The sequence below is a fragment of the Hydrogenophaga sp. FW305-3-2-15-A-LB1 genome (assembly GCF_058787875.1).
On the sequence record NZ_JBYTAE010000067.1, the window covers coordinates 21,527 to 37,543 of the forward strand.

Below are 16,017 nucleotides of genomic sequence, written 5' to 3' on the forward strand. Positions count from 1 at the left end.
GGCGTCACTTCTTGTCGCGCAACTCGCGCCGCAGGATCTTGCCCACGGGTGTCTTGGGCAGTTCGGTGCGGAACTCCACCACCTTGGGCTGCTTGTAGCCGGTGAGGTTGGTCTTGCAGTACTCGCGCACCTGCGCCTCGGTGAGGCTCTCGTCCTTCTTGACGATCACGAGCTTGACCGCCTCGCCCGACTTCTCGTCCGGCACGCCGACCACGGCGCATTCCATCACGCCGGGCAACAGCGCCACCACGTCCTCCACCTCGTTGGGGTACACGTTGAAGCCGCTGACCAGCACCATGTCCTTCTTGCGGTCCACGATTTTGAAGTAGCCGCGCGCGTCCATCACGCCCACGTCGCCGCTCTTGAAGAAGCCGTCGGCCGTCATGACCTTGGCGGTCTCGTCGGGGCGCTGCCAGTAGCCCGCCATGACCTGCGGGCCCTTGATGGCGATCTCGCCCGGCTGACCCATCGGCACCTCGTTGCCATCGTCGTCCAGGCACTTCATGTAGGTGTTGGGCAGGGGCACGCCGATGGTGCCGCTGTACTCGGTGCTGGTGGTCGGGTTGCAGCTGGCCGACGGGCTGGTCTCGCTCAGGCCATAACCTTCGCAGATCGGGCAGCCGGTCTTCTCCAGCCAGAGCTTGGCCACCGCGCTTTGCACCGCCATGCCACCACCCACCGAGACCTTGAGGTTGCTCCAGTTGACGGTGTTGAAGTCGGGGTGGTTGGCCAGGCCGTTGAACAGCGTGTTGACCGCCGGGAAGCTGTGGAAAGTGTGCTTGCTGAGCTCCTTGAGCACGGCCGGCAGGTCGCGCGGGTTGGGGATCAGGATGGTCTTGCCGCCCGTGCGCATGGCCAGCATCATGTTCACCGTGAACGCGAAGATGTGGTACAGCGGCAGGGCGCACACGCTGGTGGGCTGCTCGCCAGCCGGCACCTTCTTCATCACGGGGTCGTTCCAGGCCTCGGACTGCAGCACGTTGGCGATCACGTTGCGGTGCTGCAGCACCGCGCCCTTGCTCACGCCGGTGGTGCCGCCGGTGTACTGCAGCACGGCCATGTCATCGGGCTTGATCTCGGGCCGCTTGAGCGTGCCACGCGTGCCCTTGGCAATGGCGTCGTTGAAGCGCACCGCCTGCGGCAGGCTGTAGGCCGGCACCATCTTCTTGACGTTGCGCACCACGTAGTTCACCAGCGCGCCCTTGAGCAGGCCCAGCTGGTCGCCCATGGCCGTGAGCACCACGTGCTTGGTCGGCGTGTTGGCGATGCACTGCTGCAGCGTGTGCGCGAAGTTCTCGATGATCACGATCGCCTTGGCGCCCGAGTCCTTGAGCTGGTGCTCGAGTTCGCGCGGCGTGTACAGCGGGTTGACGTTGACCACCACGAAGCCCGCGCGCAGGATGCCGGCCACCGCCACCGGGTACTGGGGCACGTTGGGCATCATGATGGCCACGCGGTCGCCCTTGACCAGTCCCAGGCCCTGCAGGTAGGCCGCAAAGGCCTGCGAGAGGCTGTCGGTCTGCGCGAAGCTGACGTCCTTGCCCATGAAGCTGTAGGCGGTGCGACCGGCGTGCTTCTGGAAGCTTTCCTCCATCAGGTGCACCAGCGAGGGATATTGCGCCACGTCGATGTCGGCAGGCACGCCGGCGGGATAAGCCCCCAGCCAGGGACGGTTGGCCGTCGGTTCGCTCATTCAGAATCTCCTCGTTCTTGTGGATACAACAACCGGGCATTGTCAGTGGGAAGCAAGGCACGGGGCCTCGTGTTTTTCCCTTACGCGGTTCTGACAGCCCACTCTAAAACCCGCGACTGGCTGCAAGCATGCTACAAAAACCGAAGGGCCGGTGTCGCCACGGGCCCTTCGGGTATCGCTCGAAAATGGACGCTTTCGATTTACTCGACGGCCTTGGTCATGTCCTCGACGACCTTCTTGGCGTCGCCGAAGACCATCATGGTCTTGTCCATGTAGAACAGCTCGTTGTCCAGGCCCGCGTAGCCGGCGGCCATGGAGCGCTTGTTCACGATCACCGTCTTGGCCTTGTAGGCCTCCAGGATCGGCATGCCGTAGATCGCGCTGCCCTTCTGCAGGGCGGCCGGGTTCACCACGTCGTTGGCGCCCAGGATGATGGCCACGTCGGCCTGGCCGAACTCGCCGTTGATGTCCTCCATCTCGAACACCTGGTCGTACGGCACCTCGGCCTCGGCCAGCAGCACGTTCATGTGCCCCGGCATGCGCCCCGCCACCGGGTGGATCGCGTACTTCACGGTGATGCCCTTCTCGGTCAGCTTGTGCGCCAGTTCCTTCACCGCGTGCTGAGCGCGTGCCACGGCCAGGCCGTAGCCGGGCACGATGACGACGGTCTCGGCGTTGCCCAGGATGAAGGCCGCGTCGTCGGCGCTGCCGCTCTTGGCCGTGCGCTGCACGCCGCCGCCGGCCGCGGCCGCCGTGGCGTCGCCACCGAAGCCGCCCAGGATCACGTTGAAGAACGAGCGGTTCATCGCCTTGCACATGATGTACGAGAGGATGGCACCGGAGGAGCCCACCAGCGAGCCGGCGATGATCAACATGGAGTTGTTCAGGCTGAAGCCGATGCCGGCGGCCGCCCAGCCCGAGTAGCTGTTGAGCATGGACACCACCACCGGCATGTCGGCGCCGCCGATGGGGATGATGATGAGCACGCCCAGGATGAAGCCCAGCGCGATCACCAGCACGATGTCCATCCAGCTCTGCGAATGCCAGAAGCCGAAGATGAAGAAGGCCGTGGCCAGGCCCAGCACCAGGTTGAGCTTGTGCTGGCCGGCGAAGGTGACCGGTGCGCCCTGGAACAGGCGGAACTTGTACTTGCCCGAGAGCTTGCCGAAGGCGATGACCGAGCCCGAGAAGGTGACGGCCCCGATGAAGGCGCCCAGCGCGAGTTCGATGCGGTTGCCGCCCGGGATCGCTTCGCCCTTGGCGACGATGGCGAAGGCCCAGGGCTCGGCCACCACGGCCACGGCGATGCAGACCGCGGCCAGGCCGATCATGCTGTGCATGAAGGCGACCAGCTCGGGCATCTTGGTCATCTCGACCCGGTTGGCCATGAGCGCGCCGATGGCGCCACCGACCACCAGGCCACCCAGCACCCAGACCATGCCCTGTGCCTTGCCGCCGGAGAGTTCGACGATGAGCGCGGCGGTGGTCAGCACGGCGATGGCCATGCCGGTCATGCCAAAGATGTTGCCCCGGATCGAGGTGGTGGGGTGCGACAGGCCCTTCAAGGCCTGGATGAAGCAGACGCTGGCGACCAGGTACAGCAGCGTGACGAGGTTCATGCTCATTTGTGCGCTCCCTCAGCTGCGGGCGCCTTGCGCTCTTTTTTCTTGAACATCTCCAGCATGCGCCGGGTGACCAGGAAGCCACCGAAGACGTTGACCGCGGCCAGCGCCACGGCCAGCACGCCCATGGTCTTGCCCAGGTGGGTTTCCGTGAGCGCGGCGGCCAGCATGGCACCCACGATCACGATGGCCGAGATGGCGTTGGTCACGGCCATCAGCGGCGTGTGCAGCGCGGGCGTGACGTTCCACACCACGTGGTAGCCCACGTAGATGGCCAGCACGAAGATGATGAGGTTGAGCACGGTGGGGGATACGGCGTCCATAGGAGTCTCCTCGCTTCAGGTTTTCTTGATCTCGTTGATGCGGTTGCCCTCGCCGAGCAACACGACACGCGGCTTCCACTGCGGCACGGCCGCGTCGTCCACCGGGGAGTAGGTGCAGATGATCAGCAGGTCGCCCACGTGCGCCTTGCGCGCGGCCGCGCCGTTGAGCGAGATGGCGCCCGAACCTCTCGCGGCCTTGATGATGTAGGTCGAGAAGCGCTCGCCGTTGTTGACGTTGTAGAGCTCGATCTTCTCGTACTCGCGCATGTCGGCCGCGTCCAGCAGGTCCTCGTCGATGCCGCACGAGCCTTCGTAGTGCAGGTCGGCCTCGGTCACGGTCGCGCGGTGCAGTTTCGCGCGCAGCATCACACGGCTCATTTGCGCTTGACCTCGCCGCCTTGCGCCATCAGGCAGGCCGCCACGATGTCGTCTTCCATGTCCACGTGCAGCGCACCGTCCTTGTTGACGATGAGCTTGAGGAAATCGAGCACGTTGCGCGCGTACAGCGCCGACGCATCGGCACCGACCATGGCCGCCAGGTTGGTCTCGCCGACCAGCGTCACGCCATGTTTGACCACCGTCTTGTCGGCCTCGGTCAGCGGGCAGTTGCCGCCCACGCCGTCCGCGCCCTTGCCGGCGGCGATGTCCACGATCACGCTGCCGGGCTTCATGGACTTGACCATGTCCTCGGTGATGAGCACCGGCGCGGCCCGGCCCGGGATGAGTGCGGTGGAGATGACCACGTCGGCCTGCGCCACGCGCTTGGCCACCTCGGCCTTCTGGCGCTCCAACCAGGACGGCGGCATCGGGCGGGCGTAGCCGCCCACGCCTTCGGCGGCTTCCTTCTCTTCGGCGGTCTCGTAGGGCACGTCGATGAACTTGCCGCCCAGCGACTCGACCTGCTCCTTCACGCTCGGGCGCACGTCGGAGGCCTCGATCACCGCGCCCAGGCGCTTGGCCGTGGCAATGGCCTGCAGGCCGGCCACGCCCACGCCCAGGATCACCACGCGCGCGGCCTTGACCGTGCCCGCCGCCGTCATGAGCATGGGGAAGAAGCGCTGGTAGTGGTGCGCGGCGACCATCACGGCCTTGTAGCCGGCGATGTTGGCCTGCGAGGAGAGCACGTCCATGCTCTGCGCGCGCGTGGTGCGCGGCGCGGCTTCAAGCGCGAAGGCGGTCAGGCCGGCCGTGGCCAGGCGCTGCAGGCCCACGGGATCGAAGGGGTTGAGCATGCCGACCACGGTGGCGCCGGGTTTCATCAGGGCCAGCTCGTTGTCGAACGGCGGGCGCACCTTGAGCACCAGGTCGGCGCCCAGGGCGCCGGCCGCATCGGTGATCTCCGCGCCCACGGCGGTGTAGGCCGCGTCGGTGACGCTGGCGGCCACGCCCGCGCCCGATTGCACGCGCACGGTGTGGCCTTGCGCCACGTACTTCTTCGCCGTCTCCGGGGTCACGGCCACTCGGGTCTCGCCCACTGTGGTCTCAGCGGGTACGCCTATCAGCATGAATATCTCCTCACCCACAAGTTGAATGTGAAAGTCGGGCGAGCTTACCCGAAAGCGCCCGATTCGGCCCATGCCGGCGCGCCGCAAAGCCCATAATGCGCGCCATGAACACCCGATGGAAACCCAGCGTCACCGTGGCCGCCGTCATCGAACGCGACGGGCGCTTCCTGCTGGTCGAGGAGCACACGGCCGACGGCCTGCGCCTGAACAACCCGGCCGGCCACCTCGATCCGGGCGAAGGCCCGCTCGAAGGCGTGGTGCGCGAAACGCTGGAAGAGACCACCCACGCGTTCACGCCCACGGCCCTGGTGGGCGTGTACCTCTCGCGCTTCCAGCGCCCGGGCCGCGCGGGCCAGCCGGACGAGGACATCACCTACCTGCGCTTCGCCTACAGCGGGGAACTGGGCGAGGCGCTGCCCGGCCGCGCGCTGGACGCCGGCATCGTGCGCACCCTGTGGATGACACCCGAGGAAATCCGCGCCAACGCCGCGCGCCTGCGCAGCCCGCTGGTGCTGCGCTGCATGGAAGACCACCTGTCGGGGCAGCGCTATCCCTTGTCGCTGGTGTTCATCGACCCATCGGTCGCCCCCTCGGTTCGCTAGGGCCTGTCACCCCTCACGGGGCAGCGGGGGCCACGTCGCTTCGCATACAGTGAACGTCCATCGCCGATGCCCCGCCCATGAACGAATCCCCCGAAACGTCCGCTCCGACCGCCCTGCCCCAGGGCCTGCTGCCCGCCGACGACGCGCTGCGCGCCGAGTTGCACAACGAGGTGCACGCGCGGCCTTCCGCGCGCATCCGGCTGCCCGCGCTGGTGGTGTTCGTCGCCGTGCTCAACGAGGGCGTGAGCCGCGAGCAGGAACGTGAGCACCTGCGCCGGCTGCCGGGCCAGCAGGGCCTCTCGCCCGAGCAGATGCAAGGCAACTTCCTGCGGCTGCGCTTTGGAGAGCACACGCTGAAGTGGGAGCGCCACACCGAGTTCACGCGCTACTCCCTCGTGCAGGCCCTGCCCGCCGAAGCCGGGCTGGGCGCCAGCGATCCCGACCTGCTGGAGGCCCTGGTGACGCCACCGGGCTGGCTGCGCGACATTCCCGGCCGGACCATCGCGGCGATCCAGCTCGTGATGCTGCACGCCGAGCTGCCGGAGCAGACGCCGTCGGCACAGGCCAGCCTCATGGGGCCGGCCCAGCGCTGGTTCGGCCACCGCACCGTGGTGGCCTCCCAGCTGGGCGGCGGCCACTCGTGGGCGGTGACCGACTTCCACCTGCAGCCCTCGGGCTTCGAACGCGTGCTGGTGATCGCGCCGCCCCACGTCAGCGAAACCCGGGCCGGGCGCATCTCGCAGCGCCTGCTGGAGCTGGAGACCTACCGGCTGATGGCGCTGCGCGGCCTGCCCGTGGCCAAGGCCCTGGGGCCCACGCTGACGCAGGCCGAAGCGCAGCTCGCCAGCATCACCGCGCAGCTGGAAAACAAGTCGGCCTCGGAACAGGATCTGCTCGATCAGCTGGTATCGCTCGCCGCGCGTGTGGAGCGCGCCACGGCCGAGAACACCTACCGCTTTGCCGCGACGCGCGCCTACGACGCCCTGGTCACACAGCGCATCGCCGAACTGCGCGAGCGGCCCATCCCGGGCACGCAGACCATAGGCGAGTTCATGCAGCGGCGCCTGTCACCGGCCATGGCCACCGTGGCCGCGAGCGCGCAGCGGCTCACGTCCCTCTCCGAGCGCGTCTCGCGCACCAGCGCCTTGCTGCGCACCCGGGTGGACATCGTGACCGAGGCGCAGAACCAGCAGCTGCTGGAGAAACTCACGCGCGGCCAGGAAATGCAGCTGCACCTGCAGACCACGGTGGAAGGCCTGTCGATCGCGGCGATCTCGTACTACGTGATCAGCCTGCTGCTCTACCTCGCCAAGGGCGCCAAGGCGGCGGGGCTGCCGATCCAGCCGGAAATGGCGGCGGGCGCCCTGATTCCCCTGGTGCTGTGGGCCGTGTGGCGCACCACGCGGCGGATTCACGCCCGGCTCGGGGCGTCGCACAAGGCCTAAGCCGTCACGGGCCGGGCATTCACCGGCGATGCCTGGAAAGACGCGGCGTCGGTCGTGATCACGCCACCACCCAGGCAGACCTCGCCGTCGTACAGCACCGCGCTCTGGCCCGGGGTCACGGCCCATTGCGGGTCGGTGAAGCCAAGCGCAAAGCCCTGATCGCCCTCGGCCTCGAAACGGCAGGGCGCATCGGCCTGGCGGTAGCGCGTCTTGGCGGCGAGGGTGGCGGCCTCGGGCGCATGGCCGGCCACCCAGCTCGCGTCCTGCGCGCGCAGGCGAGGCGTGAGCAGCCAGGGGTGGTCGTGGCCCTGCACCACCCACAGCGCGTTCTTCTCGACGTCCTTGCGCGCCACGAACCACGGCGCGTGGTCGTTGCCGCCCTTTTGCGCGCCCTTCTCGCGCACACCGCCGATGCCCAGGCCCTGGCGCTGGCCCAGGGTGTAGAAGCTCAGGCCCACGTGCTGGCCGAGCACGCGGCCCTTGGCATCCTTGATCGGGCCGGGCTCCTTGGCGATGTAGCGGTTGAGGAAGTCGCGGAACGGCCGTTCGCCGATGAAGCAGATGCCGGTGCTGTCCTTCTTCTTCGCGTTGGGCAGGTTGATCTCGGCCGCGATGCGGCGCACCTCGGTCTTGGGCAGCTCGCCCACGGGGAACAGCGTCTTGGCCAGCTGCGCCTGGTTCAGGCGGTGCAGGAAGTAGCTCTGGTCCTTGAGCGGGTCCTTGCCCTTGAGCAGCTCGAACGCCCCGGCGCGCTCACGCACCCGGGCGTAGTGGCCGGTCGCGATCTTCTCGGCACCCAGGCGCATGGCGTGGTCCAGGAAGGCCTTGAACTTGATCTCGGCGTTGCACAGGATGTCGGGATTGGGCGTGCGCCCGGCCTGGTACTCGCGCAGGAACTCGGCGAACACGCGGTCCTTGTACTCGGCGGCGAAGTTCACGTGTTCGATGTCGATGCCGAGCACGTCGGCCACGCTGGCGGCGTCCAGGAAGTCCTGCCGCGTCGAGCAGTATTCGCTGTCGTCGTCGTCTTCCCAGTTCTTCATGAAGATGCCGATGACCTCGTGCCCCTGCTGTTTGAGCAGGTACGCGCTCACCGCGGAGTCCACGCCCCCGCTCAATCCGACCACCACGCGCTGTTTGCTTGCCATGGGGCGATTATCCCAGCGTGGCCATCCACCCACGGGTTCCGGGGTGACTGGAGCCGCGCTTGGCCGTACAGTGGGGCGCATGGGTTTTCACCACAGCGTCGGCACACAGAGCCACCGGTTCGACGACCTGCGCACGCTGCTGGCGCGCGCCACGCCCCTGCGCTCGGGCGACCAGCTGGCCGGCGTGGCCGCGGCCAGCAGCCAGGAGCGCGTGGCCGCGCAGATGGCGCTGGCCGAACTCCCGCTCTCGCACTTCCTGCACGAGGCGGTGGTGCCGTACGAAGACGACGAGGTCACGCGGCTGATCGTGGACACGCACGACGCGGCGGCCTTCGCGCCCGTGGCGCACCTCACGGTGGGCGATTTCCGCAACTGGCTGCTGGGTGATGCGGCCAGCTCCGAGGCGCTTGCCGCGCTGGCCCCCGGCCTCACGCCCGAGATGGTGGCCGCGGTGAGCAAGCTCTGCCGCGTGCAGGACCTGGCCCTGATCGCGCGGAAATGCCGGGTGGTGACGCGCTTTCGCGGCACCATCGGCCTGCCGGGGCGGCTCGCCACGCGCCTGCAACCCAACCACCCGACCGACGACCTCGCCGGCATCGCGGCCAGCCTGCTCGACGGCCTGCTGCACGGCAGCGGCGACGCGGTGATCGGCATCAACCCCGCGAGCGACAACCTGCCCCAGGTGATGCGCCTGTTGTCCATGCTCGACGAGCTCATCACCCGCTACGCCATGCCCACGCAGAGCTGCGTGCTCACCCACGTGACGAACACGCTGCAGGCGATCGAACGCGGCGCGCCGGTGGACCTGGTGTTCCAGTCCATCGCCGGCACCGAGGCCGCCAACCGCGGCTTCGGCATTCACCTCGCGCTGCTGGCCGAAGCGCGCGCCGCGGCGCTCTCGCTGCAACGCGGCGCGCTGTTCGACGACGGCCGGCGCGGCGAGCACGTGATGTATTTCGAGACCGGCCAGGGCAGCGCCCTCTCGGCCGGCGCGCACCACGGCTGCGACCAGCAGACCCTGGAGGCACGGGCCTACGCCGTGGCACGGCATTTCCAGCCCTTGCTGGTCAACACCGTGGTCGGCTTCATCGGCCCGGAGTACCTCTACAACGGCAAGCAGATCCTGCGCGCCGGGCTGGAGGACCATTTCTGCGGCAAGCTGCTGGGCCTGCCCATGGGCTGCGACGTGTGCTTCACCAACCACGCCGAGGCCGATGCCGACGACATGGACGCGCTGCTCACCCTGCTCTGCACGGCGGGCGTGCACTTCATCATGGGCGTGCCGGGCGCCGACGACATCATGCTCAACTACCAGAGCACCTCGTTCCACGACGCGCTGGCCATGCGGCAGCTGCTGGGCCTAAGGCCGGCGCCCGAGTTCGAGGCCTGGCTGCGGCGCATGGGCGTCATCGAAGCCGGCGACGTGCTGCGCCTGAGCCCCACCCTGCCGGCCGCGTTCGCGCCGGCCATCGCCCGGCTGGGCCGCAGCGCATGAGCGCGCCGGTGATCCCCGCTACCTGGGCGCGTTTGCAAGGCTTCACCGACGCGCGCATCGCGCTCGGCCGCGCGGGCCACAGCCAGCCCACCGCCGCGCACCTCGCCTTCCAGCTGGCGCACGCCCAGGCGCGCGATGCGGTGCACCTGGCCTTCGACCCCGGCGACCTGGCCGGCGCGCTGCAGGCGCTCGACCTCACCAGCCTGCACCTGCACAGCGCCGCGCCGGACCGCGCCGCCTACCTGCAGCGCCCCGACCTCGGGCGGCGGCTGGACGCCGCCTCGCGGGAGACCTTGCAGCGCTGGCACGCCGACCACGCCAAGATCGAAACACCCGACCTGGCCTTCGTGATCGCCGACGGCCTCTCGGCGCTGGCCGTGATGCGCCACGCCGCGCCCCTGATGGCCGCGCTCCTGCCCCGGCTGCGCGCCGACCCCGCCCACCGCTGGACGGTGGCGCCCGTGGCCCTGGTCGAACAAGGCCGCGTGGCCATCGGCGACGAGATCGGCGAAGCCCTGGGCGCGCGCACCGTGGTCGTGTTGATCGGTGAGCGCCCCGGCCTGAGTTCGCCCGACAGCCTGGGCGTCTACTTCACCTGGGCACCCCGGCCCGGCCGCCGCGACGCCGAGCGCAACTGCATCTCCAACGTGCGCGACGCCGGCCTGCCACCCGCGCGCGCCGCCGCGAAACTGCACGCGCTGCTCGCGCAGGCCCGCCAGCGCCAGCTCACCGGCATCGGGCTCAAGGACGAGACGGACGACGGCCCCGCGACCCTGCCGCCCGGCTGAGTGCGGCATGTGGCGCGTGGCACACTGCGCCGATGCCGATCACCATCGATCCCGCCGAGGTCGAGTTCACCGCCATCCGCGCCCAGGGCGCGGGCGGGCAGAACGTGAACAAGGTCTCCAACGCGGTGCACCTGCGCTTCGCGGTGCACGGCTCCTCCCTGCCCGAGGCGGTGAAGGAGCGCCTGCTCGCGCTGAGCGACCAGCGCATCACGACCGAAGGCGTGGTGGTCATCAAGGCGCAGACCAGCCGCAGCCTGGAGCAGAACAAGGCCGAGGCGCTGGAGCGGCTGCAGGCCCTGGTGGACAGCGTGGCCACGGTGCCCAAGGCACGCAAGGCCACGAAACCCAGCTTCGGCGCCAAGCAGCGGCGGCTGGAAGGCAAGGCGGCCCGCTCCGGCGTCAAACAATTGCGCGGTCGCGTGCGCGGTTTGGACTGATGGCGGCCCGTTTTTGACGGGTTAAGGTTTTTTTACGATTCCTTTAAGCGCTATTTAGCGGCACGGCGAGGCGCGGATTCCTAGACTGACGCTCCATGATTCGCCGCACATGGGGTGCGGTGGTCATCCCGAGACAAGGCCGGGCCATTCGCCTGCCAAAGGAATCCACACCATGCAATCCCACGCCCTCGAAATGGCGCACGTCGTCGCCACCGCCCGCACCGGCCTTGGCCGCTTCAACCTCTATGCCGGCATCCACAAGGCCTTGCGCGCCTTCATGGCCGACACCCTGCTCACGGTCGGCCGCACCGACCCCACCGACGGCGCGGAGTTGGCGCGCACCGTCGCGCAGGTGGTCGAGCTGATGGCGCTGTGCGCCAACCACGTGGCGCACGAGAACGGCTTCGTGCACCCGGCGCTGGAGGCGCGCTGCCCCGGCGTCTGCGACCGCGTGGCGCAGGAACACGATGGGCACCTGCACCAAATCCAGCACCTGAGCGACGCCGCCCAGGCCCTGCCAGGCTGCGACGCGGACGAGCGCGAAGCCGGCCTGCACGCGCTGTACCTCGCGCTCGCCCTGTTCATGGCCGACAACCTGCAGCACATGCACACCGAAGAGACCGCCCACAACGCCGCGCTCTGGGCCGCCTACACCGACGCCGAACTGGTGGACGTGCACAACGCCCTGGTGGCGACCATCCCGCCGGCCGAGATGATGCTCGTGATGCGCTGGATGCTGCCCAACCTGAACGCGCCCGAACGCCTGGGTGTGATGCAGGAGATGCGGGCGGGCGCACCGGCACCGGTGTTCGAAGGCATGCTCGACGCCACGCGCGGCATGCTCAACGCGCACAACGCGATGAAGCTCGCGCGCGGGCTCGGCCTGCCGCCCGTGCCCGGCTTGGCCACGGTCTAGGCCGCCACCTCTTCCAGCTCGACCGGGCGCAGCGCCTCGAAGCGGAAACACCCCCGCCCCGTCTTCTGGATGCGCAACTGCGGGCACTGCTCGGCCAGCCGGCGGTGCAGCAACAGCAGGCGGGCTTCCAGGTTGTCGGCCACATCGGGCAGGCGCAGCGAGGCATCGAGCCGCAGCTCGCGGTTGGTGAACTCGCTGCGGCCCTGGCGCTGGCCGTCCTGCAGCAGTTTCCACAGGATCGCCCCCGCCACACCCTTGATCAGGTAGCTGTTGTTGACGAACACGCTGTCGTTGCTGCGGTAGTGCCGCACGCGCAGCGCGGGACCGGCCGGCACCGGTGCCGCGGTGGCGGCGGCGCTCGGGGTCTCCTCTTCGGTGCAGGCCGCTTCAGACGCCTGCATCAGGTCGATCACGGCGCCGAGCTGCCCACCCAGCGCCACCAGCAGGTCCTCGTCTTCGTAGCTGAACCGCAGGTCCAACGGGCTTTCAACAAAGAGCACGCCGGTCACGCGGCCGGCCGACAACAGGGGCACGGCCAGCTGGCTGTGCGGCTCGGACAGGCCGGGGTACGGGATGTCGGTGCCGGCCGGGACGCTGCCGTCGCCGCTCACCAGGCTGTCGCGCATGGCCCGGCTGTAGAGGTAGGCGCTGGCCATGTGGCCGATGCGCACCGGCGTGCGCTCGCGCGCGGCGACGCCGATCACGCCGTCGCCCAGGGCGATCTCCGACCCCACGCCCGAGGTGGCGTAACCCCGGCTGGCCACGGTGTAGAGGCGCTGAGAGGCCGCATCGAGGATCAGCAGCATCGCGTGCGGCATGGCCAGCTCGTTCTCCAACACGTCCAGCGTGGCTTCCAGCACCGCGCCCAGGCTGCGCGCGCTCGACAGGCGCGCACTGGCCCGGCGCAGCACCGCGAGCGCCGCCGGCGGGGCAGGCGGCAGCGGCAGCGGTTCGGCCAGCGGCTCCTGCGGCAGCCGCTCCACCTCGATCACCTCATGGATGTCCGAGCCACGCAGGCGGAACACCTCGGCCATGCCGGTGTGGGAGGCGATGCCGGCGAGCTGCGCCTTCATGCTCTCGAACACCGGCCCCTCCTCTTCGGTGCGCAGGTAGCGCAGGTGCAGGCGGTAGAACACCGCGTTGAGCGGGTTGAGCACCAGCAGCGTCGAGCGCGGGTGGGCCAGCAGGTTCTGGCGCGTCTTGTTGAAGAACTGGAACGACAGCGCGACGTGGCCCTCGTCCACGTAATAGACCTGCGAGATGTAGGCCACGTTGGGCGTGCCGTCGGCCGCCGTGGTCGCCACCATGGCGGGAATCACCCCTTCCAGACAAGGCCTCACCTCGGCCAGGTCCACCGCCGTCATGCGCGCCCCGCGATCGGCTGGCCGGCCTTGCTGCCCGGCGTCTGGTCGAAGGCTTGTTCGGGCTCGAACTCGATCGCCACCACGTCGTCGAGGCGGTGCGTGAGCATGGCCCGTGCGTAGGCGCGGTCGAAGCCGAGCAGGGCCAATTCATGCTCCATGCCGCGCAGGTAACGCTGCAGCACCGCCGCTTCGTCCTCGCGCGCCTCGCGCAGGCGGGCGGTGCGCGTCTTGAGCTGCACGGTCTTGTGGGTGCTGGGCTGGCTGAACACCGCGGCCAGGCGCCCGCTGCGGGCGATGTCGCGCAACAGTTGCGCGGACTGGCTGCGGCACAGGTACACCGTGATGAGGCGGCCTTGCGGCCCGACCTGGCTGCCCACGGCCCGCATGACGCTGGGCGTGAGGTCCGGCCCGCAGCTGCTGACGATGACGGAAACCCCGGCATCCATCATGGCCAGGTGTTCCAGCGTCAGCAGGGGGGAGCGGGGGGGTTCCAAGGGCGGCCACCAAGGGTGCACAGGACGCCGCGATCATAGCGACGGCGGCGGGCCGCGCCAAGCGGGTCAGGGTCTTGTTATTTCGCACGATCGTGCTAAAGTCGCGCCATGGACGCCCGGACCCAGAAGAGTGAAATGACGCGCGCCGCCATCGTGGGCGCGGCGCTGGACCTGGCCGCGTCCGACGGGCTGGAGGCCATCACCCTGCAGGCGGTGGCCGACCGCATCGGCATCTCCAAGAGCGGCGTGTTCTCGCGCGTGGGTTCGCGCGAGGCCTTGCAGAAGGCGGTGATCGAAGAGTTCGGCCGCCGCTTCATCGGCGACGTGTTCGTGCCCGCCATGCAGGCGCCCAAGGGGCTGCCGCGCCTGAGCGAGATCGTGCGGCGCTGGCTCATCCGCCTGCGCGACGTGGAGGCGCACACCGGCTGCCTCTACACCTCCGGCGCCTTTGAACTCGACGACCGCGAAGGCGAGCTGCGCGACCTGCTGCTGGGCGAGGTCACGCGCTGGCGGGCCGCGCTGCGGCGCACCGTGCTGCAGGCGATCGAGCTCGGCCACCTCCAACCCGACACCGACCCCGAACAACTGGTGGGCGAGATCTGCAGCCTGGCGATCGGGTTGGTCCACGACGTGCGCTTCCTGCGCGATCCGCGCGCCGCCGAACGCGCCCAGGCGACCTGGGCCCGCCTGGTCAAGACCTACGAACACTGACCGCTTCTCTTTTTTTGCCTCAATTTCGCACGATTGTGCGATTTACCGGAGAACGCCATGAGCACCACCCCCTTGCAAACCGCTTCCACCTACTACCAGGCCAACCCGGGCACGCGCTGGCTGCGCTGGGCGCTGGGCCTGTCCGAAAAGCTCTGGCCGGCGCTGGCGGTGCGAGGCGCCTACCGCGTGTTCGGCACGCCACTGCCGCCCAAATGGCTGCACCGCCGCCAGCCCGCGCTGGCCGCCTGGCGGGCCACGCCCTGGCCCTTCGAGCAGGCCAGCATCACGCTGTACGAGCCGCCCGGCGCGCCCGGCCCCGTGGTGCTCCTGCTGCATGGCTGGGGCGGCCACGCCGCGCAGATGCTGCCCCTGGCGCAGGCCTTGATGAACCAGGGCCTGCGGCCCGTGCTGGTGGACCTGCCCGCGCACGGGCGCAGCCAGGGCAGCACCAGCAACCTGCCGCAGTTCGCGCGCGCCATCGAGTACCTCACCGCGCGCCTGCAGCAGCAGGGCCACGAGGTGCGCGCCGTGGCAGCGCATTCGCTCGCGGCCAACGCCCTGGCCTATGCGGCCGCGCGCGGCCTGCCCGTGGCCCGGCTCGCGCTGCTCGCGCCCCCGGCCTCGCCCCATGCGTACACCCGCCTGTTCGCGAAGGTCTTCGGCCTGAGCGAGGACACGCGGGAGCGCCTGCAGCAGCGGGTGGAGGCGCGCGAGGGCATCCTGATGCGCCAGTTCGAGCCGGCGGCGGTCGGCCCGCGCGTGGCCGTGGCCACGCTGATCGTGCACGACCGGGAGGACCGCATCAACCGGTTTGCCGACGCCGAGGCCTACCGCGATGCGATCGCCGGCGCGCGCCTGATGGCGACCGACGGCCTGGGCCACACGCGGCTGCTGCGCGACGAGCAGGTGGTGAACGCCGTCGTGGCGCACCTGCGGGGCTGAGCCGCCCCGCAGCACGGCTCACTTCATCGCTTCGCTGGGTGCGCGGCTGTGCGCGTTGTTGGTGTCCACCAGCAGGCGCAGCAGCTTCATGAACTCGCCGCGCTGGCGCTCGGACAACGGCGCCAGGATGTGCTCCTGCACCTGCAGCATGGCCGGCACGGCCCCGGCCAGCAGCGCGTTGCCCGCGTCGGTCAACACGAGCTGGCGCGAGCGCCGGTCTTCGGGCGAGGTGCGCCGCTCCAGCCAGCCGCGCGACTCCATGCGGTCGACCACGCCACCCGTGGTGGACGCGTCCAGCGCGATGGTGCGCGCCAGTGTGCGCTGGTCGATCCCGGGGTGGTTGGCCACGGTCTGCAGCGCCGCGTACTGCACCGGCGTGAGTTCAAGTTCGCCCAGCTCCCGAAGAAAGATGCCGACCGAAATCTGGTGCAACCGCCGGATGTTGTGGCCGGGCTGATCGTCGATGTCGATGGCCGGAGGCTGGCAGCGCTTCATGAGAGGGGGGCGGAAGAGGGGCGGGCAGTCGGAGGAC

General features: G+C 69.4%; 17 protein-coding genes. 8 read left to right on the forward strand and 9 right to left on the reverse strand.

Annotated elements, in window-relative coordinates:
* Positions 1-4 precede the first annotated feature (4 nt).
* The 5 genes from AC3WPZ_RS19725 to AC3WPZ_RS19745 form a co-directional block, all read right to left on the reverse strand.
* A complete protein-coding gene (locus AC3WPZ_RS19725; RefSeq protein ID WP_382153161.1) occupies positions 5-1,693 on the reverse strand; it encodes a long-chain-fatty-acid--CoA ligase in 1,689 nt (562 codons plus the stop codon).
* 200 nt (positions 1,694-1,893) lie between these two features.
* Positions 1,894-3,318, reverse strand: coding sequence for an NAD(P)(+) transhydrogenase (Re/Si-specific) subunit beta (locus tag AC3WPZ_RS19730; RefSeq protein ID WP_444687682.1), 1,425 nt, complete (start codon positions 3,316-3,318; stop codon positions 1,894-1,896).
* Complete coding sequence (locus AC3WPZ_RS19735; RefSeq protein WP_382322245.1) at positions 3,315-3,638, reverse strand: NAD(P) transhydrogenase subunit alpha part 2; 324 nt, start codon at positions 3,636-3,638, stop codon at positions 3,315-3,317. The genes AC3WPZ_RS19730 and AC3WPZ_RS19735 overlap by 4 nt, the downstream gene beginning before the upstream one ends.
* A 15-nt stretch (positions 3,639-3,653) precedes the next feature.
* Complete coding sequence (gene panD, locus AC3WPZ_RS19740; protein ID WP_382153153.1) at positions 3,654-4,016, reverse strand: aspartate 1-decarboxylase; 363 nt, start codon at positions 4,014-4,016, stop codon at positions 3,654-3,656.
* Positions 4,013-5,143, reverse strand: coding sequence for a Re/Si-specific NAD(P)(+) transhydrogenase subunit alpha (locus AC3WPZ_RS19745; RefSeq protein WP_382322246.1), 1,131 nt, complete (start codon positions 5,141-5,143; stop codon positions 4,013-4,015). The genes panD and AC3WPZ_RS19745 overlap by 4 nt, the downstream gene beginning before the upstream one ends.
* 104 nt (positions 5,144-5,247) lie before the next feature.
* Between AC3WPZ_RS19745 and AC3WPZ_RS19750 the strand changes: the two genes are divergently transcribed.
* Both AC3WPZ_RS19750 and AC3WPZ_RS19755 read left to right on the forward strand, forming a co-directional pair.
* Positions 5,248-5,745, forward strand: a complete 498-nt coding sequence (locus tag AC3WPZ_RS19750) for an NUDIX hydrolase (protein ID WP_492441115.1) — start codon at positions 5,248-5,250, stop codon at positions 5,743-5,745.
* Positions 5,746-5,822: 77 nt separating this feature from the next.
* A complete protein-coding gene (locus AC3WPZ_RS19755) occupies positions 5,823-7,190 on the forward strand; it encodes a DUF3422 family protein (RefSeq protein ID WP_382322247.1) in 1,368 nt (455 codons plus the stop codon).
* Here AC3WPZ_RS19755 and mnmA read toward each other — a convergent pair.
* Positions 7,187-8,338 (reverse strand): tRNA 2-thiouridine(34) synthase MnmA, encoded by a 1,152-nt coding sequence (gene mnmA / locus AC3WPZ_RS19760; protein WP_492441117.1) that lies wholly within the window; start codon positions 8,336-8,338, stop codon positions 7,187-7,189. The genes AC3WPZ_RS19755 and mnmA overlap by 4 nt on opposite strands.
* A gap of 79 nt (positions 8,339-8,417) precedes the next feature.
* Here mnmA and AC3WPZ_RS19765 point away from each other — a divergent pair, with 79 nt between their 5' ends.
* From AC3WPZ_RS19765 to AC3WPZ_RS19780, 4 genes are all read left to right on the forward strand, one after another.
* Positions 8,418-9,833 (forward strand): ethanolamine ammonia-lyase subunit EutB, encoded by a 1,416-nt coding sequence (locus AC3WPZ_RS19765; RefSeq protein ID WP_492441119.1) that lies wholly within the window; start codon positions 8,418-8,420, stop codon positions 9,831-9,833.
* Positions 9,830-10,621, forward strand: coding sequence for an ethanolamine ammonia-lyase subunit EutC (eutC, locus tag AC3WPZ_RS19770; protein ID WP_492441121.1), 792 nt, complete (start codon positions 9,830-9,832; stop codon positions 10,619-10,621). The genes AC3WPZ_RS19765 and eutC overlap by 4 nt, the downstream gene beginning before the upstream one ends.
* A gap of 32 nt (positions 10,622-10,653) precedes the next feature.
* The gene (gene arfB / locus AC3WPZ_RS19775; RefSeq protein ID WP_382153132.1) at positions 10,654-11,058 is read left to right on the forward strand and encodes an alternative ribosome rescue aminoacyl-tRNA hydrolase ArfB; all 405 of its coding nucleotides are present in this window, start codon (positions 10,654-10,656) and stop codon (positions 11,056-11,058) included.
* Between the two features lie 172 nt (positions 11,059-11,230).
* Positions 11,231-11,974, forward strand: a complete 744-nt coding sequence (locus AC3WPZ_RS19780; RefSeq protein ID WP_492441123.1) for a hemerythrin domain-containing protein — start codon at positions 11,231-11,233, stop codon at positions 11,972-11,974.
* Here the strand turns inward: AC3WPZ_RS19780 and AC3WPZ_RS19785 are convergent.
* Both AC3WPZ_RS19785 and AC3WPZ_RS19790 read right to left on the reverse strand, forming a co-directional pair.
* A complete protein-coding gene (locus AC3WPZ_RS19785) occupies positions 11,971-13,338 on the reverse strand; it encodes a GAF domain-containing protein (RefSeq protein ID WP_492441125.1) in 1,368 nt (455 codons plus the stop codon). The genes AC3WPZ_RS19780 and AC3WPZ_RS19785 overlap by 4 nt on opposite strands.
* Positions 13,335-13,832 carry a hypothetical protein gene (locus AC3WPZ_RS19790; RefSeq protein WP_382322252.1) on the reverse strand — a complete coding sequence of 166 codons (498 nt, stop codon included), beginning with the start codon at positions 13,830-13,832 and terminating at the stop codon, positions 13,335-13,337. Before AC3WPZ_RS19790 ends, AC3WPZ_RS19785 begins: the two co-directional genes overlap by 4 nt.
* Before the next feature lie 108 nt (positions 13,833-13,940).
* Here AC3WPZ_RS19790 and AC3WPZ_RS19795 point away from each other — a divergent pair, with 108 nt between their 5' ends.
* Both AC3WPZ_RS19795 and AC3WPZ_RS19800 read left to right on the forward strand, forming a co-directional pair.
* Entirely contained in the window at positions 13,941-14,543 is a 603-nt protein-coding gene (locus AC3WPZ_RS19795; RefSeq protein WP_291113625.1) for a TetR/AcrR family transcriptional regulator, read from the forward strand.
* Between the two features lie 57 nt (positions 14,544-14,600).
* Positions 14,601-15,485 (forward strand): alpha/beta hydrolase, encoded by an 885-nt coding sequence (locus tag AC3WPZ_RS19800; protein WP_382322254.1) that lies wholly within the window; start codon positions 14,601-14,603, stop codon positions 15,483-15,485.
* A gap of 18 nt (positions 15,486-15,503) precedes the next feature.
* Here AC3WPZ_RS19800 and AC3WPZ_RS19805 read toward each other — a convergent pair.
* The coding region (locus tag AC3WPZ_RS19805; RefSeq protein ID WP_492441127.1) for a MarR family winged helix-turn-helix transcriptional regulator at positions 15,504-16,017 on the reverse strand (514 nt) is incomplete at its 5' end.

What these genes read in the sequence shown, in the direction of transcription:
- AC3WPZ_RS19745 (WP_382322246.1), bottom strand. Translation starts at nt 5,143, where the DNA reads ATGCTGATAGGCGTACCCGCTGAGACCACAGTGGGCGAGACCCGAGTG.
- AC3WPZ_RS19735 (WP_382322245.1), bottom strand. Translation starts at nt 3,638, where the DNA reads ATGGACGCCGTATCCCCCACCGTGCTCAACCTCATCATCTTCGTGCTG.
- AC3WPZ_RS19730 (WP_444687682.1), bottom strand. Translation starts at nt 3,318, where the DNA reads ATGAGCATGAACCTCGTCACGCTGCTGTACCTGGTCGCCAGCGTCTGC.
- panD (WP_382153153.1), bottom strand. Translation starts at nt 4,016, where the DNA reads ATGAGCCGTGTGATGCTGCGCGCGAAACTGCACCGCGCGACCGTGACC.
- AC3WPZ_RS19785 (WP_492441125.1), bottom strand. Translation starts at nt 13,338, where the DNA reads ATGACGGCGGTGGACCTGGCCGAGGTGAGGCCTTGTCTGGAAGGGGTG.
- AC3WPZ_RS19755 (WP_382322247.1), top strand. Translation starts at nt 5,823, where the DNA reads ATGAACGAATCCCCCGAAACGTCCGCTCCGACCGCCCTGCCCCAGGGC.
- AC3WPZ_RS19780 (WP_492441123.1), top strand. Translation starts at nt 11,231, where the DNA reads ATGCAATCCCACGCCCTCGAAATGGCGCACGTCGTCGCCACCGCCCGC.
- AC3WPZ_RS19800 (WP_382322254.1), top strand. Translation starts at nt 14,601, where the DNA reads ATGAGCACCACCCCCTTGCAAACCGCTTCCACCTACTACCAGGCCAAC.
- AC3WPZ_RS19750 (WP_492441115.1), top strand. Translation starts at nt 5,248, where the DNA reads ATGAACACCCGATGGAAACCCAGCGTCACCGTGGCCGCCGTCATCGAA.
- AC3WPZ_RS19765 (WP_492441119.1), top strand. Translation starts at nt 8,418, where the DNA reads ATGGGTTTTCACCACAGCGTCGGCACACAGAGCCACCGGTTCGACGAC.
- arfB (WP_382153132.1), top strand. Translation starts at nt 10,654, where the DNA reads ATGCCGATCACCATCGATCCCGCCGAGGTCGAGTTCACCGCCATCCGC.
- eutC (WP_492441121.1), top strand. Translation starts at nt 9,830, where the DNA reads ATGAGCGCGCCGGTGATCCCCGCTACCTGGGCGCGTTTGCAAGGCTTC.
- AC3WPZ_RS19725 (WP_382153161.1), bottom strand. Translation starts at nt 1,693, where the DNA reads ATGAGCGAACCGACGGCCAACCGTCCCTGGCTGGGGGCTTATCCCGCC.
- AC3WPZ_RS19795 (WP_291113625.1), top strand. Translation starts at nt 13,941, where the DNA reads ATGGACGCCCGGACCCAGAAGAGTGAAATGACGCGCGCCGCCATCGTG.
- mnmA (WP_492441117.1), bottom strand. Translation starts at nt 8,338, where the DNA reads ATGGCAAGCAAACAGCGCGTGGTGGTCGGATTGAGCGGGGGCGTGGAC.